We start from the raw sequence: 14,206 nt of genomic DNA on the forward strand, positions 1-14,206 counted from the left end.
TCATGGAGCATGACGGTTACGCATCCCCCCTTGACAGCACGCTTGCGTTAGGCTCGTTGGCGCCTCAGGAGCGCCGTTCCAGCAAGACCCCGCACTCACAGTGATGGGTGAAGGGGAACTGGTCAAACAGAGCGAAACGAACGATGCGGTGCGTCCTGGTGAGCTGTTCGAGATTGACGGCCAGGGTGTCCGGATTGCATGAAATATAGACGATACGCGGGTATTCACTCAGTTGATCACAGCTGTCGGCGTCCAGACCGGCCCGCGGTGGGTCTACCAGCACTGTGGAGAAGTCATAGTCACCCAGGCACATCTCGTCCACTCGCCGGCCTGTTTTCTCCCCTTTGAGCGCAGAAGAGAAGTCTTCGGCAGACATCCGCGCGACAAAGGCATTGGTCACCGCGTTGGCCTCGAGATTGACCCTGGCGCTGGCCACCGAGGTGCGCGAGATCTCGGTGGCCAGAACCCGGCGAAAATTCTCTGCCAGGGCGATGGTGAAGTTGCCGTTGCCGCAGTAGAGCTCGACCAGGTCCTGCTGCTGGCTGCCGGCGGTCACCTCCCGTGCCCAGGACAGCATGGAGGCGCAGATGCGCGCGTTGGGCTGGGTAAAGCTGTTTTCCACCTGCTGGTAGTGCAGTACCTGTCCGTCCACCTCGAGACGTTCCCACACGTGATCACGGGTCAGCACCAGCCGCTGCTTGCGTGAGCGGCCGATGATCATCACCCCAAGCTCGCGCTCGAGTTCCCGGGCATCCCGCTCCCAGTCTTCTTCCAGCGGGCGGTGGTAGATCAGGCTGATCAACGTCTCACCCGCCAGGGTGGTCAGAAACTCCACCTGAAACAGCTTGCGCCGCATCACCGGGTTGTCACGGATGGCGTCGAGCAGCGCCGGCATCAAGGCATTGATGCGTTCGCTGGCCACCGCGAACTGGTCCATGCGTACCAGTCGCTTGTCGTCGGGGTCCTCGGGATTGACCTCGAACATCACATAGTAGAGATCGTCGCCCTCGTGCCAGACGCGAAACTCGCAGCGTTGCCGGTAGTGGCTCGGCGGTGACGGATACACCTCGAGTTCGGGCGGAGAAAACCGCGCAAACTGCTCGACCAGGCGATCACGCTTGGCGGCGAGCTGTTCGGCATAGCGTTCGGGTTCAACGACGGGTATGGCCACGGAAACTCCTGGAAAAACGATGAACAATAAACAAATGACGTGGGCGATGACGGCGTGGTCAGCGCCGGTGCCGAACGGTGTACAAGAGATGGGTCAAGCGCTGGGCACGTCCAGCAGACAAGGGGCCGCAAAGCCGAAGGACGCAAGCCCTCGCGTCAGCCTTTCCGAGGCGTCCGTCGCACCTGACGAATCCCGCAATAGACTCGTGACCCAGGCCGCATCGAGGCCCTGTCGGGCGTCCGGGCCCACCGCCACCTGGGCCGTCCGTCGGGCAATGGCGTCGCCGGAGTCTACCCAGGTGACGGCCCGCGGCATGGCCTCGTCGAGCCAGCGACGCAGCAAGGGAAAGTGGGTACAGCCCAGCACCACCGTATCGATACGGGCATCCTCCACAAGCGCTGCCAGCGCCTGGCGAACCACCGCAGGATCGATAGCGTGCCCCTGGATGGCGCGCTCCGCCTCGGCCACCAGCGCGTCGGCGGCCACCTTCTCGACCTGGCAGTGCGGCGCATAGCTGTCGATCAGCCGCTGGGTGTAGGGCCGGGCGACCGTTGCGCTGGTGGCCAGCAGTGCCAGATGCCCACTGCGACTGGCCTGGGCGGCCGGCTTGATCGCCGGCACCGTGCCCACCACCGGCACGTCCAGGCGCTCGCGCAAGGCCTCCAGTGCCAGGGTGCTGGCGGTATTGCAGGCCACCACCAGGGTATCGGCACCGGTACGATTCACCGCCGCCTCGCACACCGCGACGATCCGCTCGACCAACCAAGGGTCCGGCCGCGTACCGTAGGGCAGCATGGCGTTGTCGCAGCAGTAGGCAAGCGCCGTATCGGGCAGATGGCGTCTGAGCGCCGCCACCACGGAAAGCCCGCCCACGCCGGAGTCGAACACCAGCACAGGTCCGGCCATCAAGCCTCCTCCCTGACGGGCAAAGCCCATGCCCACCGCCACTGCCGGACGGCGGGGAAATATCCCCCACGATCGGATCGGGCCGCCATCGAGGCCGACCGGAGACGGGGAAGGAGGAGGGGCAAGAGGCTGAGCAAGGGAAACGGCACCTGAATCAACATGGGCGCCATTCTACCCGACATTGGCGGACCTGCATAAGCGCAGCAAGGGCGCCCACGGATACGCCAGCGCGCCGAGGTGAGCGCAGACGTCATGCGGCCCGAACCGGAGTTCGGGCCGACGACGTGATGCTCGAGAAGCAAGGAACGAACGAGGGAAAAACCGATCAGGCGGGTACCGGCTCCTCGCGTAGCTCGGCATAGAGTTCAGGGTAGGCCGCCTGGAGTCGCTCAAGTTCGGCGGTGGCGTTCTCCGGCAGGGCGTGGGCCAGGCGATCGAGATCTTCGTCCGAGAAGTGCTCGCTGATCAGCGGGAAGAGTTCCTCACGCTCTTGGCGCAGGTAAGCACGGTGGCTGTCCAGGTACTGCTTGAGGTCATCGGCAAACTGGTCCATGGGGATGGCGACATCCATCAGGATCATGTCGATGTCACGGGACAGGCGCGTCAGCCGGGCCTTGAGCTTGCGGTAGTCGCCGGACAGCTGCTCGGCCACTGCCTCGCTTTCGGGGGCCAGCTCCTTGAGACGGTCGGTACAGATCTGCTCCAGGGGCAGGGTGAAACCCGCCATGTAGTCGAGAATATAGTCAACCACCTCCCTGACGAGCTGGAAGTTGGGCCGCTCTCCCTGCGCGAGGGTCTTTTGCTTGAGTTGCAGGACGTGCAGTATGCGCGCCATGTTGGCATGATCCCGTCGCAGTTGCTTTAGCATGGGCATGACGGAAACCTCCTGTGGTCAGCATGAGCTGAAGGCACCCTAGCTTAGACTGGCCTTCTCGGGTCAGGTTCCGGATCGTGCGGGAACCGGAATGTATCACCCTAGACGCATAATCGAGTTTTTGCCCGACGAAAATTGCCACATTCAGAAGGGTTGATTTCCTACAGACCGCCTGAGCGTTGACGTCTGGCGCTCAATTCATTCTTCTCAGGAGTCGTCGATGGACATGTTCGAACAGGCCCACCAGGAAGACGCCGCGCCCCTGGCCTGGCGCATGCGCCCGAGGTCCCTGGACGACTACGTGGGCCAGCCGTCGCTGGTGGGGCCAGGCAAACCATTGCGGCGCATGGTAGAAGCCGGCCAGGTACGCTCGATGATCCTGTGGGGGCCACCCGGCGTCGGCAAGACGACCCTGGCCGATATCCTCGCCAGCGCCTCCAGCGCACGGCTGGAGCGCTTGTCGGCGGTCATGGCCGGGGTCAAGGACATTCGCGAGGTGGTGGAGCGCGCCCGGGTGGCCCAGGGCCAGGGACAGACCACGGTATTGTTTCTCGACGAGATCCACCGCCTCAACAAGAGTCAGCAGGACGCCCTGCTGCCCCACGTCGAGTCAGGCCTTCTGACGCTGATCGGCGCCACCACCGAGAACCCCTCCTTCGAGGTCAATTCGGCGCTGTTGTCCCGGGCCCGTGTCCATGTGCTCAAGGCGCTGGACGAGGCCGCGCTGATCGAGGTCATGCGCCGCGCCCTGGCCGACCCCGAGCGCGGCCTTGGTCACCGCGACATCCGCGTCGACGACGAGGTGCTGGCGATACTGGCGCGCGCCTCGGCCGGCGACGCCCGGCGCGCCCTGGGCCTTCTGGAGACCGCCTGCGACTTCACCCAGGCTGAAGGCGGTGCCGAGCGTCTGCCCCGCGAGGCGCTCGAGGACGTCATCGGCCACACCGCCAGCGCCTTCGACAAGCAGGGCGATCACTACTACGACCTGCTGTCGGCGCTGCACAAGTCGGTACGCTCATCGCGCCCCGACGCCGCCCTTCTGTACATGGCCCGCTTTATCCAGGGCGGTGGCGATCCGCTGGACGTCATCCGTCGCCTGGCGGCCATCGCCTCGGAGGACGTCGGCAACGCCGACCCGCGTTGCCTGCCACTGGTCATGTCGGCCTGGGATGCCTACCTGCGTCTGGGCGACTACGAAGGCCAGCGCGCCATCGCCCACGCCGCCATCCACCTGGCGGTGGCGCCCAAGAGCAACGCCATCGACCAGGCCTGGAAGAAGGCGCAGGCCTTTGTCGCGGCCCAGCCGAGCCTGGAGGTGCCGACCTACCTGCGCAACGCACCGACCAAGCTGATGGCCTCCCTGGGCCACGGCGAAGGCTACCGCTACGCCCACGCCGAGCCCAACGGCTACCCGGCGGGGTCGGCCCACGACTGCTGGCCCGAGGCAGTGCCGACCGAGCGCTTCTACCACCCCACCGATCATGGCCAGGAAGAACGTTTCGCGCGTATCATGGCCTGGCGGGCACAACTCGATGAGGCCGCGGATGGCGGATGAGATAACAGCGGAGGTGGCAGCTCAGATACCACTTGAGAAAAACCATCTGTCTTCGACGTGGGAAGGAAATAGGCCGCTGCAGCACAACCACGCATCGTAAGGAGCGAGCCGACATCGCGACTACACAGGCCTTCAGTGCCCATGGTGGGCACCCGATGCTCCGGAGGGACTGTCATGTCGGCCACCCAGCTACAGCAAGCTCGTCAGATCCTGGTACAGAACGCCCGTCACCCCAACCATCACGACGTGCTGCTGGCCTACGCCCGCCAGCAGGCGACACCCGCGGTACGTCGTGCGCTGTTCAAGCTGCTGTTCGGACCGAACTGAGGCCCACTGTCTGCCACATGTTGACCGCTCAGGCCGGCGCCTCTTGCCTGCTCTGGGCCGCCCACGGCGACCCAAAGGGACAAGTTCGCCGGCCACGTTGATCAGCCCTTGGGTGCCTCGCCCGGCTCAGCCGCCGACGGCGACTCCTGCTCCCAGCCGGGTTCGACGGGCGTTGGCTCGATAGCGGCGGCGTCTTCATCAGACTCGTGATGGTTCACCTCGAGCACGCCATCGTGGTAGCCGTCCTCATCGAAATAAGGCACGTACTGACCTTCCTCCGCTGGCGGCCCCACCATGGGCTCGGCCACGTCCACGTCCGGCACCACGTCGGACAGGTCTTCCATATGCTCGTGCTCCTTGGCGCCCGCCACCCACTCGTCGGTGACCACGAATTCCGCACCCACCGACGACAACGGCGTCGCCGGGGAGAACGGCACCACCGGCACCGGCGCCGGACGCACCAGGCGACGCCAGGCGAAGAACAGCACCAGGGCGCCACCGAGGGCGCCGAAGGCCATGAACAGGGCGGTATCGCCAAGCGCCGCCATCACCGGGCTGACCAGCGGCGGACTGACCGAGGAGCCAAGCGCGCTGATCAGCAAAAGGCCCTGACTCATGGGCACCAGGGCGCCGGCGGGGGCACGGTCCGCCGAGTGGCTGACCGATACCGGATACAACGAGAAGACGCCACCGCCCAGCAGGAACAGCAGCGCGGCTAGCCCCCAGCTCGGCAACGGCAGCAGCAGCACCGCCAGCGAGATGGCCAGGCAGAACAGACCGATCAGGATCAGCACCAGCTGGCGGTCGTGACGATCCGACCAGCGGCCCACCGGATACTGCAGCAGCATGGCGCCGAGTACCGTTATCGCCATCAGCTGGCCGACTTCGGCCAGATCAAAGCCGGTACGCTGCAGATACAGCGGCATCAGGGCGTACACCGCGGCCGCCAGCATGCCGGAACCGAAGGCCCCCACCACCCCGGTGGGGGTGAGGATCATCAGGCGCAGCGGCGACAGCGGCTCGACCTTGTCGAGCAGTGGCGTGACCCGCGGAATCATCGCCATCGGCAGCACCGACAGCGAGGCCAGGGCACCGATGACCATAAAGGGGGCCGTTTCGCCCATATCCTGGGTGATGCCCAACAGCAGCTGACCGAGCACACCTGAGCCGTACAGGGCGATCATGTACAGCGCCAGCAGACGCCCGCGCACCTTGGAGTCTCCGGAGGCCAGCAGCCAGCTCTCGATCACCAGGAAGACCCCGACCGTGGCCCAGCCACCGATCAGACGCAGGCCGAACCAGGCCACCGGATCCAGGATCAGCCCCTGCAGCAACACCGTCACCGCCACCAGCGAGGCGAAGCTGCCGTAGGCACGAATATGGCCGATGGCGAGCAGCAGCCGGTCGTTGAACAGGGCACCCAGGCCAAGACCGATGAAGTAGGCGCCGGAGACCCAGCCGATGACCACCGGCGATTCACCGGCGGCGTCCAGGCGCAGGGTGATAAGCGAAGACAGAAAACCGTTGCCGATGCCCAGAATGAATAGCCCCAGAACGGGGGGCAGGGCCATGGCCAGGAGTTGGGGAGACATGAGGAGTCGGGCTCCAGCGATGCGGACGACGCGGACGGCGGCGGCGGGTGGGTGTTGATGTTTCGAGTCCGTCCGTCGCGGTGCGTATCGACGACTCTTGGGCGGCGAATATACCCCCCTTTTCGCGCCTGTCAATGTCTTTCGAAGGGTGTCACCCATGCATCTGTAACGCATTGTTGGCCAAGCATAAATTTGGCCTCAGTGACTCGTGTCACGGCGCATCAGAACCACATCGGCCGCGGGGAAGTCGACACTCATGCCAAGTGCCTCGCCCAACCAGCGAAAGCTCGTCTCGCTGAAGAACACCACATGGGTGGGATCACGAATATAGTGCCAGCGGGCAAAGTCCTCCGGCGTGCGCTTGGTCATCAGCCCCAGCCAGCCACCGGGTCGCAGTTGTCGGGCCAGCGCAAACAGCACCGGGCCGGGCGCGAACAGGTGCTCGACCACCTCGGTGGCGGTGATGAAATCGTAATACCGCTTCAGGTTCTCCGGCGCGGGATGGTAGTAGGGATCATGGATCCGAGTGGGAAACCCCGCCTCCTCGAACATCAGCGACAGCGTCGGACCGGGCCCCGCACCGAAATCGAGCCCCTCGGCACCCGGCGACAGACGCTCGCTCAGGGGATCAAACAGACGACCCAGAAAACGACGATAGCCGGGATCATCCGGGCGGTTGTCGTGCTGATCGTAGACCGCCTTCTCGGCCTGCGGTCCCAGGCGCTGCTCGGGAGGCACCGCCACCAGGTCACATACCGAGCAGCGAAAATAGTCGCGGCGCCCGTCCGCATGAAAGTGGTGCGTCGTCGGGTTTGCGCATAGCGGACAGCTTGGCATCGTCGTATTCTCTGGGACTTGGATCATTTGTGGAGAGAGGCATGCTGTCAGGTCTAGATCACCTGGTCATCACCGTGACCGATATTTCCCGCGCCGTGGACTTCTACACCCGCGTTCTGGGCCTGGACGTCCGCTATCGCGATACCGAGCGGGTCGACCTGATGCTCGGCGAGCTGGCCCTGCGCCTGCACTGGACCGCCACCGACGTGACCCCCAGGGCCGCCACCCCTACCCCAGGCAGCCTCGACGTCTGTTTCAAGAGCCATCTGCCGCTAGGTGAGGTGAAGGCTCACCTCGATGCCCTGTCGGTCGAGGTGGAACTGGGCCCCGTGGAACGTCAGGGTGCCACCGGCAAGATCGAGTCGCTGTATCTTCGCGACCCGGACGGCAACCTGCTGGAGATCAGCCGTCCGCTCAAACTGGAGTAACGTCGGTCGTCCCTGCGGGCCGCTTCGCCTGTCATGGCAATGCGGCACAGGCTGGGTATGATAACGGGGCCGTATGACATGCACCCAAGGGACCATGGATGAGCCAACACGACCTTACGCCTCAACGACCCACTGTCGAGCCTCCCTCACCTGGCGACACGCCCCCCGCCGACACCACCATGTCGCTGGTGGGCTACGCGCTGCTGCTGGCCAACCTGGTCACCGGCTTCACCGCGGTGATAGGGGTGATCATCGCCTACGTCTACCGTGGCAAGGGCCCCGAGTGGCTAGACGAGCACTATCGCTACCAGATCCGTACCTTCTGGATAGGCCTGCTCTACGGCATCGTGGCCTCGATCCTGACCTTGATCGTGATCGGCCTGCCGCTGCTGCTGGCCCTGGCGGTGTGGTTGATCGTGCGCTGCGTCAAAGGCTTCAAGGCACTGCAGGAAAAGCGCGCTCCGGACAATGTGGAAAGTTGGTTGATCTGATATGAACGTCCCCTGGCAACAGCGACTCCAGGCTACCGCGATATCACGCCTGTGGCGGATACTGTCACGTCTGTCACCGACGACCCTGTGGCGACTCAGCGTCGCCCTGGTCAATGTGGCCTACCCCCTGCTCAAGCGCGAACGCGCGGTGACCAGGCTCAACCTGGAAGTGGTCTATCCCGACCTTACCGAGGCCCGTCGCGCCACCCTGGGGCGCGAAAGCCTCAAGCATTCCACCGCCACCATGCTGGAACTCGGCTTTGCCTGGCAGGGCGACCCCGACCGAGTGGCCGACAGCATCGTCGAGGTACATGGCCGCGAACTGCTGGATGATGCCCGCGCCGAGGGCAAGGGCGTGATCATCCTGGCGCCTCACTTCGGCAACTGGGAGGTGCTGAACTTCTGGCTGTCGAGCCACTTCCCCTTCACCGCCATGTACGAGCCGCCCAAGCTGGCACCGCTGGACCCGATCATCCGCGCCGGGCGCGAGCGCTGCGGCGCCAGCCTGGTGCCGACCAACCCCCGAGGCGTGGCGGCGCTGCTCAAGGCGCTCAAGCGATCCGAGGCCGTCGGCATCCTGCCCGATCAGGAACCCAGCTGGGGCAGCGGCGTTTTCGCGCCCTTCTTCGAGCGCCCCGCCTACACCGCCACCCTGTTGCCCAAGCTGGTGTCGCGCACCAATGCAAGGGTCGTGACCGGCGTCGCTCTGCGCCGTCCCGGGCGGGGCTTCGCGCTGTACTTCCTGGCCGCCGACGAGCGCGTCTACGATGAAGACGAGACCATCTCCTGCAGCGGGGTCAATGCCAGCATCGAGGCGGTGATCGCACTCGACCCGGCCCAGTACCAGTGGGAATACAAGCGCTACACCAAGACCCTGGAAGAACAACGTGGCGATCCCGACTTCCGCCGTTACCGCCTCTACAGCTCGAGGAACATGAAGTGACGACAGCGTCAGTGTCACCGCCGCCGGAGACTCGCGTCGGCCACGTCCTCTATCTGCTCTACCTGGCAGGGCTGGTGAGCGGATTCGTGACACTGTTGATCGCGCTGGTCGTCGCCTACGTCTATCGCACCGACGCCGCCCCCTGGCTGCGTGCCCACTACCAGTTTCTGATCAGCACCTTCTGGATCGGCCTGCTCTACATGGTCGCCGCGGTGGTACTGTCGGTGCTGATCATCGGCCTGGCACTGCCCCCACTGCTGGTCACCGCCTGGTTCGTGATCCGCTGCATCGTCGGCTGGCGTGCCCTGCACCAGCGCCTGCCGCCGCCCAGACCATCCAGCTGGCTGTGGTAGGCGCGGCAATGCCAGCACTAGGGCTTGTCTGAAAAGTGCCTGCGCTCGGTAATACGGCGTTAAAAATCGGCTGGTGCGCCAGCCCGGTCAAAATGCTCATTTACACCCCGTAAACTGCGCTTTCTCACCGATTTTTGCCTTGTCTAACCTTCGCTCGTCGACTTTTCGGACAGCGCCTAAGAATTTGCGACCACGGCCTATTCAAATAACGTACGAACACGCGCTAAAGCATCATCGACGACGTGATCCGGGGCAGACTCGACTCTGCGCGCTCCGCGCGCTTCAAGATCGACAGTCCTGATCTGATTGACCAGCACTACCCCCTGCGTACGGGTCCCGCTCAGAGGTACCGCAAAGCCTGCGTGGCGCGCGAAGTTGCCACCTTGGGTGATGGGTGCCACGACCACCGTACCAAAATGATTGAAAGCTATTGGCGTCAACACTAGCGCAGGGCGAAAATCACCTCGCTGCTCGCGTCCTTCGGTCGGATTGAGGGGAACTCGCACAATATCGCCACGGCTATATTTGTTACGCTTCATTCTTCACGCCCTACCGGGGCCATTTCCTGCCAGGCTGCCAGGTCTTCAGGCTCGGGAGCCTCGGGATCACAGCGTGCCAGCAATTCCTCCAGGGAATACTTTGGCTTTGACGCCACAGGCTTCAACACCAACCTGTGGGAAGTTTCCTCGACTTCCAGCAAATCCCCATCGCTGAGGCCCAGCTGTCGAAGCAATTCAACTGGCAACCTGATGGCGGCACTATTGCCCCACTTCTGAATCTTGAGTTCCATATCACTCCCCTCCTGTACGTATCTACACAGTAGATACGCGCTGCCTCGACCGCAAGCTCGTGCATCAACTTCGCCTGTTACCGCTCAGTAACCTGCCCACCCCAACGCCGTCGCTAATCGGCGACACGGAACCCGAATTAGCACAAACCCTCAAATGCACTCGAATGACATCTATTGCAACTTTTGTCTCGGCCAATAGGCTAGATTAAAGGCTGGCTCGATTTGGCATAGAAAGCGACATAGAAAGTCGCATAGAACATGCCATCGATGTGAACGGCAGAAGGATCCCCTACACCCCCAGCGGGCGAACCCGAGCCACCGGGCGTTCGTCCGCTCGCAAGGAGAGCGCACTTGGACACGGCAACATCTCTAGCACGACACACCCTTGCACGGCGGCGACCGGGCTCGCGCAACCTGGCGCTCGCCTTCGTCGGCGTCATCACCAGCGCCGCATTGACGACGCCGGCCATGGCCGTCGAGACCGGCGCGCTGTTCGAACAGGTCACGAACCGGGCCAAGGAACTGGCCGCGTCCCCCTATGAAGAGGCCTCGGCCGAGCTGCCCGAGGCATTAACCGAGATGGACTACGATCGCTACCGACAGATTCGCTACCGCGATGAGCGGGCACTGTGGAAGGATGATGGCGATTTCGAGGTGGAGCTCTTCCACCCAGGCTTTCTATATGACCAGCCGGTGGATATCCACCTGCTGGAGGATGGCGAGGTACGCTCGCTGCCCTTCGAGCCTGAGCGCTTTCGCTACGACGACGATGCCGCCGACCTCGCCGAGCTCGACCTGAGTGGGCTCGGCTATGCCGGCTTTCGCCTGCACTACCCGCTCAACCGCGCCGACTACAAGGATGAGTTCGCGGTATTTCTGGGCGCGTCCTACTTCCGCCTGGTCGGCCGCGACCAGGGCTACGGCCTGTCGGCCCGTGGCCTGGCCATCGACACCGCCCTGCCCCAGGGCGAGGAGTTTCCTGCCTTTCGTGAATACTGGCTGGTCAAGCCGCAGCCCGGCGATACCCACATGACCGTGCTGGCGCTGCTGGACAGCCCGTCTCTGGCCGGCGCCTACCGCTTCGACATCGCCCCGGGCAAGCGCACCCAGGTCGACACCGAGGCCCGCCTGTTTGCCAGGGAAGACGTCGAGAAGCTCGGCGTCGCACCGCTGACCAGCATGTTCCTGCATGGCGAGATGGATCGCCGCCAGGAGGACGACTACCGCATCCGGGTACATGACTCCAGCGGCCTGCTGATGGCCACCAGCACCGGCGAGTGGACCTGGCGCGTGCTGGAAAACCCCGAAAGCCTCCAGATTTCCGGGCTGCAGGACACCTCGCCCAAGGGCTATGGCCTGGTCCAGCGGCCCCAGCACTTCAACGCCTACCTGGACATGGAGGCCCGCTACGAGCGTCGCCCCAGTCAATGGGTCGAACCCCAGGGCGAGTGGGGTGAAGGCCATGTCGAGCTGGTGGAGATCCCCACCGACAGCGAGGCCCACGACAACATCACCGCCTACTGGGTACCCGCCAACCCGCTGATGGCCGGCGACTCCCGCACCTACCGCTATCGTACCTGGACCTTCGGCGACACCCCCACGGCCGAACCGCTGGCTCGTGTGGTGCGTTCGCGCCAGGGCTGGGGCGGTGTGCCGGGACAGAGCGATCCCCCTGACGAGCGCCTGCGCCAGTTCATCATCGACTTCCGCGGCGGTGAGCTCGAGGGACTCGATGCCAGCCAACCGGTCGAGATGACCCTGACCACCTCCAGCGGCGAGACCGCCGAGGCCAAGGTCACACCGCTGCCCGACGACGACACCTGGCGCGCCAGCTTCACGCTGCTGCCCGACGGCGACCAGCCCGCTGATATCCGCCTGACCCTCATGCTTCGTGGCGAGCGCCTGAGCGAAACCTGGAACAGCATCTGGAGCCCCTGATGAACGCCCATACTCCCGAGGTACCCTGGCCACGCCTGCGACGTCTTGGCGTCGGCCTGGCCATTGCCGCCACCACGGCGCTGGGGGTCTGGACCATGTTCAGGATCCTCTACGTGGAGGGCATCAGTCCGCTCGAGATGGCGATCATCGGCCTGTTCGCGATCACCTTCGGCTGGATCACTATGGCCTTCTGGAGCGCGCTGATCGGCTTCGTGCTCAACCTGACCGGGCGTGACCCGTTGAGCCTGAAGCCGCGCCATTCCTATCCCATGCGGCCCGAAGGCTCCCACTCCCGCACCGCCCTGGTGATGCCGATCCACAACGAGGACGTGCTGCGAGTCGCCGCCGGACTCGAGGCCACCTGCAAGGATCTGGATGACCTGCCGCAAGGCATCGAGGTGGAAGCCTTCGTGCTCAGCGACAGCACCGACGACGAGGTGGTAGCCGAGGAAAAGGCCGCCATGGCCGAGCTGCAGAAGCGCCTGGAAGGCCACTGCCAACTGCACTACCGCCACCGTGACAGTAACGTCGGGCGCAAGGCAGGCAATCTGGGCGACTTCTGCACCCGCTGGGGCAGCCACTACGACTACATGCTGGTGATCGACGCCGACAGCCTGATGAGCGGCACGACCGTCATCGAGCTGATCGACGAGATGATGGCCAACCCGCGCCTTGGCCTGTTGCAGACGGTGCCGATTCCGGTGCGCCAGGACAGCCTGTTCGGCCGCGCCAACCAGTTCGCCGCCGCGCTCTACTCGCCGATGCTGGCCAGCGGTCTGAGCTTCTGGCACGCCACCGCGGCCAACTACTTCGGCCACAACGCCATCATTCGCGTGGACGCCTTCACCGATGCCTGTGGCCTGCCGGAGCTGCCCGGCAAGCCACCGCTGGGTGGCGATATCCTGAGCCACGACTTCGTCGAGGCGGCGCTGCTGCGCCGTGCCGGCTGGCAGGTGCGCATGCGCACCGACCTGGGCGGCAGCTTCGAAGAAATGCCGAGCCATATCCTCGACTACGCCAAACGCGACCGGCGCTGGGTCCAGGGCAATCTGCAGCATATGCGCCTGCTCGGCGGGCGCGGACTGCACGTGCTCAGCCGTCTGCACTTCTTCTTCGGTGCCCTCGCCTACCTGTCGTCGCTGGTGTGGCTGGCGATCCTGGTGATCAGCACCATCGACGCCCTGATCCGGGCGCTGGTGCCGACCAACTTCTTCACCTCGAGTTCGCAGCTGTTTCCCGACTGGCCGATCGCCCCACCCAACCTGATCATGCCGCTGCTGATCGGCACCCTGGGCATGCTGCTGATGCCCAAGGTACTGGGGCTGGTGCTGGGGCTGATCCAGAACCCGCAGGCCTATGGCGGACGGGCCCGGCTCGTCGCCAGCATGCTGCTCGAGACGCTGTTTGCCATGCTCATCGCGCCGCTGATGATGGTGTTCCACAGTCGTTTCGTGATTCAGGTACTGAGCGGCCGCACCGTGGCCTGGGATCCACAGTCCCGCGAGGGCCGCGCCCTGCCCTGGAAGGAAGCCTTTCGCCACACCTGGCTATGGTCACTGATCGGCGCCTTGTGGGCGCTGGTGACCTGGGCCTTCACCCCGAGCTTCTTCATCTGGCTGACGCCGGTGTGGCTCGGCCTGGTGATGGCCGCCCCGCTGGTCCGCTGGAGCTCCAGCCTGAGCATCGGCCGGGCCCTGAGGCGCGCCGGCCTGTTGCTGGTCCCGAGCGAGACCCGCCCCCCGGCGGTGGTAGGCGAGCTTCGCGTCGCCGAGGCACCACCGCCGCCGGCGACCCCGGCTGAGCCGCCACGGGAAATCCCCCGCGAGATGCCGGTGCAGTCCTTTCGCGAGCACGGCACGGAATCGGCGCCGGAAGTCTCCGGCGAGAAGCCCGTCGACTGAGCCGGTGCCGTGGCACAGCGTTGTGTCCTCCCCCTCCTTTTGCATCATCCGGAGGGGGAATCCCAGCGGACTACTACACGTCAAGCATAGTGGCGTGATC

The 14,206-nt window shown here is 64.6% G+C and carries 15 protein-coding genes; 8 read left to right on the top strand and 7 right to left on the bottom strand.

The features are described 5' to 3' along the window. Positions 1-64: 64 nt before the first annotated feature. From trmA to NFH97_RS02485, 3 genes are all read right to left on the bottom strand, one after another. Positions 65-1,171, bottom strand: coding sequence for a tRNA (uridine(54)-C5)-methyltransferase TrmA (trmA, locus tag NFH97_RS02475; RefSeq protein WP_253555700.1), 1,107 nt, complete (start codon positions 1,169-1,171; stop codon positions 65-67). Between the two features lie 93 nt (positions 1,172-1,264). Further along, complete coding sequence (gene murI / locus NFH97_RS02480) at positions 1,265-2,077, bottom strand: glutamate racemase (protein WP_045994899.1); 813 nt, start codon at positions 2,075-2,077, stop codon at positions 1,265-1,267. Between the two features lie 325 nt (positions 2,078-2,402). Continuing rightward, on the bottom strand, positions 2,403-2,945 hold the full coding sequence (locus tag NFH97_RS02485; RefSeq protein ID WP_045994910.1) for a hemerythrin domain-containing protein: 543 nt from the start codon (positions 2,943-2,945) through the stop codon (positions 2,403-2,405). 226 nt (positions 2,946-3,171) lie between these two features. Here NFH97_RS02485 and NFH97_RS02490 point away from each other — a divergent pair, with 226 nt between their 5' ends. Together NFH97_RS02490 and NFH97_RS02495 are read left to right on the top strand one after the other, a co-directional pair. After that, positions 3,172-4,506, top strand: a complete 1,335-nt coding sequence (locus NFH97_RS02490) for a replication-associated recombination protein A (RefSeq protein ID WP_349624372.1) — start codon at positions 3,172-3,174, stop codon at positions 4,504-4,506. A gap of 174 nt (positions 4,507-4,680) precedes the next feature. Continuing rightward, positions 4,681-4,833, top strand: coding sequence for a hypothetical protein (locus NFH97_RS02495; protein WP_156088597.1), 153 nt, complete (start codon positions 4,681-4,683; stop codon positions 4,831-4,833). Between the two features lie 101 nt (positions 4,834-4,934). On the opposite strand, the gene NFH97_RS02500 is transcribed toward NFH97_RS02495, so the two are convergent. After that, complete coding sequence (locus NFH97_RS02500) at positions 4,935-6,425, bottom strand: MFS transporter (RefSeq protein ID WP_349624373.1); 1,491 nt, start codon at positions 6,423-6,425, stop codon at positions 4,935-4,937. Positions 6,426-6,623: 198 nt separating this feature from the next. After that, positions 6,624-7,262, bottom strand: coding sequence for a class I SAM-dependent methyltransferase (locus NFH97_RS02505; protein ID WP_349624374.1), 639 nt, complete (start codon positions 7,260-7,262; stop codon positions 6,624-6,626). A gap of 41 nt (positions 7,263-7,303) precedes the next feature. On the opposite strand from NFH97_RS02505, the gene NFH97_RS02510 reads away from it, so the two are divergent. From NFH97_RS02510 to NFH97_RS02525, 4 genes are all read left to right on the top strand, one after another. After that, entirely contained in the window at positions 7,304-7,690 is a 387-nt protein-coding gene (locus NFH97_RS02510; RefSeq protein WP_349624375.1) for a VOC family protein, read from the top strand. A gap of 98 nt (positions 7,691-7,788) precedes the next feature. Then, positions 7,789-8,181: a DUF4870 family protein gene (locus tag NFH97_RS02515; protein ID WP_045994904.1), complete on the top strand. Its 393-nt coding sequence runs from the start codon at positions 7,789-7,791 to the stop codon at positions 8,179-8,181. A gap of 1 nt (position 8,182) precedes the next feature. After that, positions 8,183-9,124: a lysophospholipid acyltransferase family protein gene (locus tag NFH97_RS02520; protein ID WP_045994905.1), complete on the top strand. Its 942-nt coding sequence runs from the start codon at positions 8,183-8,185 to the stop codon at positions 9,122-9,124. Then, positions 9,121-9,477, top strand: coding sequence for a DUF4870 family protein (locus NFH97_RS02525; protein ID WP_231498501.1), 357 nt, complete (start codon positions 9,121-9,123; stop codon positions 9,475-9,477). The genes NFH97_RS02520 and NFH97_RS02525 overlap by 4 nt, the downstream gene beginning before the upstream one ends. A gap of 197 nt (positions 9,478-9,674) precedes the next feature. Here NFH97_RS02525 and NFH97_RS02530 read toward each other — a convergent pair whose 3' ends face one another. Both NFH97_RS02530 and NFH97_RS02535 read right to left on the bottom strand, forming a co-directional pair. After that, positions 9,675-10,016 (bottom strand): type II toxin-antitoxin system ChpB family toxin, encoded by a 342-nt coding sequence (locus tag NFH97_RS02530; RefSeq protein WP_349624376.1) that lies wholly within the window; start codon positions 10,014-10,016, stop codon positions 9,675-9,677. After that, positions 10,013-10,267, bottom strand: a complete 255-nt coding sequence (locus NFH97_RS02535; protein WP_124802450.1) for an AbrB/MazE/SpoVT family DNA-binding domain-containing protein — start codon at positions 10,265-10,267, stop codon at positions 10,013-10,015. Before NFH97_RS02535 ends, NFH97_RS02530 begins: the two co-directional genes overlap by 4 nt. 351 nt (positions 10,268-10,618) lie before the next feature. On the opposite strand from NFH97_RS02535, the gene NFH97_RS02540 reads away from it, so the two are divergent. Together NFH97_RS02540 and mdoH are read left to right on the top strand one after the other, a co-directional pair. Further along, positions 10,619-12,205 (top strand): OpgD/OpgG family glucan biosynthesis protein, encoded by a 1,587-nt coding sequence (locus NFH97_RS02540; RefSeq protein WP_349624377.1) that lies wholly within the window; start codon positions 10,619-10,621, stop codon positions 12,203-12,205. Then, positions 12,205-14,106 (top strand): glucans biosynthesis glucosyltransferase MdoH, encoded by a 1,902-nt coding sequence (mdoH, locus tag NFH97_RS02545; RefSeq protein WP_222515397.1) that lies wholly within the window; start codon positions 12,205-12,207, stop codon positions 14,104-14,106. The genes NFH97_RS02540 and mdoH overlap by 1 nt, the downstream gene beginning before the upstream one ends. Positions 14,107-14,206: the final 100 nt, after the last annotated feature.

Source organism: Halomonas sp. SCS19, from assembly GCF_040147015.1.
Taxonomy (GTDB): domain Bacteria; phylum Pseudomonadota; class Gammaproteobacteria; order Pseudomonadales; family Halomonadaceae; genus Halomonas; species Halomonas litopenaei.

Excerpts from the sequence above, each read along its gene's own strand:
- NFH97_RS02520 (WP_045994905.1), top strand. The coding sequence starts at position 8,183 with ATGAACGTCCCCTGGCAACAGCGACTCCAGGCTACCGCGATATCACGC.
- NFH97_RS02500 (WP_349624373.1), bottom strand. The coding sequence starts at position 6,425 with ATGTCTCCCCAACTCCTGGCCATGGCCCTGCCCCCCGTTCTGGGGCTA.
- NFH97_RS02490 (WP_349624372.1), top strand. The coding sequence starts at position 3,172 with ATGGACATGTTCGAACAGGCCCACCAGGAAGACGCCGCGCCCCTGGCC.
- NFH97_RS02495 (WP_156088597.1), top strand. The coding sequence starts at position 4,681 with ATGTCGGCCACCCAGCTACAGCAAGCTCGTCAGATCCTGGTACAGAAC.
- NFH97_RS02485 (WP_045994910.1), bottom strand. The coding sequence starts at position 2,945 with ATGCTAAAGCAACTGCGACGGGATCATGCCAACATGGCGCGCATACTG.
- NFH97_RS02515 (WP_045994904.1), top strand. The coding sequence starts at position 7,789 with ATGAGCCAACACGACCTTACGCCTCAACGACCCACTGTCGAGCCTCCC.
- mdoH (WP_222515397.1), top strand. The coding sequence starts at position 12,205 with ATGAACGCCCATACTCCCGAGGTACCCTGGCCACGCCTGCGACGTCTT.
- NFH97_RS02510 (WP_349624375.1), top strand. The coding sequence starts at position 7,304 with ATGCTGTCAGGTCTAGATCACCTGGTCATCACCGTGACCGATATTTCC.
- NFH97_RS02530 (WP_349624376.1), bottom strand. The coding sequence starts at position 10,016 with ATGAAGCGTAACAAATATAGCCGTGGCGATATTGTGCGAGTTCCCCTC.
- NFH97_RS02505 (WP_349624374.1), bottom strand. The coding sequence starts at position 7,262 with ATGCCAAGCTGTCCGCTATGCGCAAACCCGACGACGCACCACTTTCAT.
- murI (WP_045994899.1), bottom strand. The coding sequence starts at position 2,077 with ATGGCCGGACCTGTGCTGGTGTTCGACTCCGGCGTGGGCGGGCTTTCC.
- NFH97_RS02535 (WP_124802450.1), bottom strand. The coding sequence starts at position 10,267 with ATGGAACTCAAGATTCAGAAGTGGGGCAATAGTGCCGCCATCAGGTTG.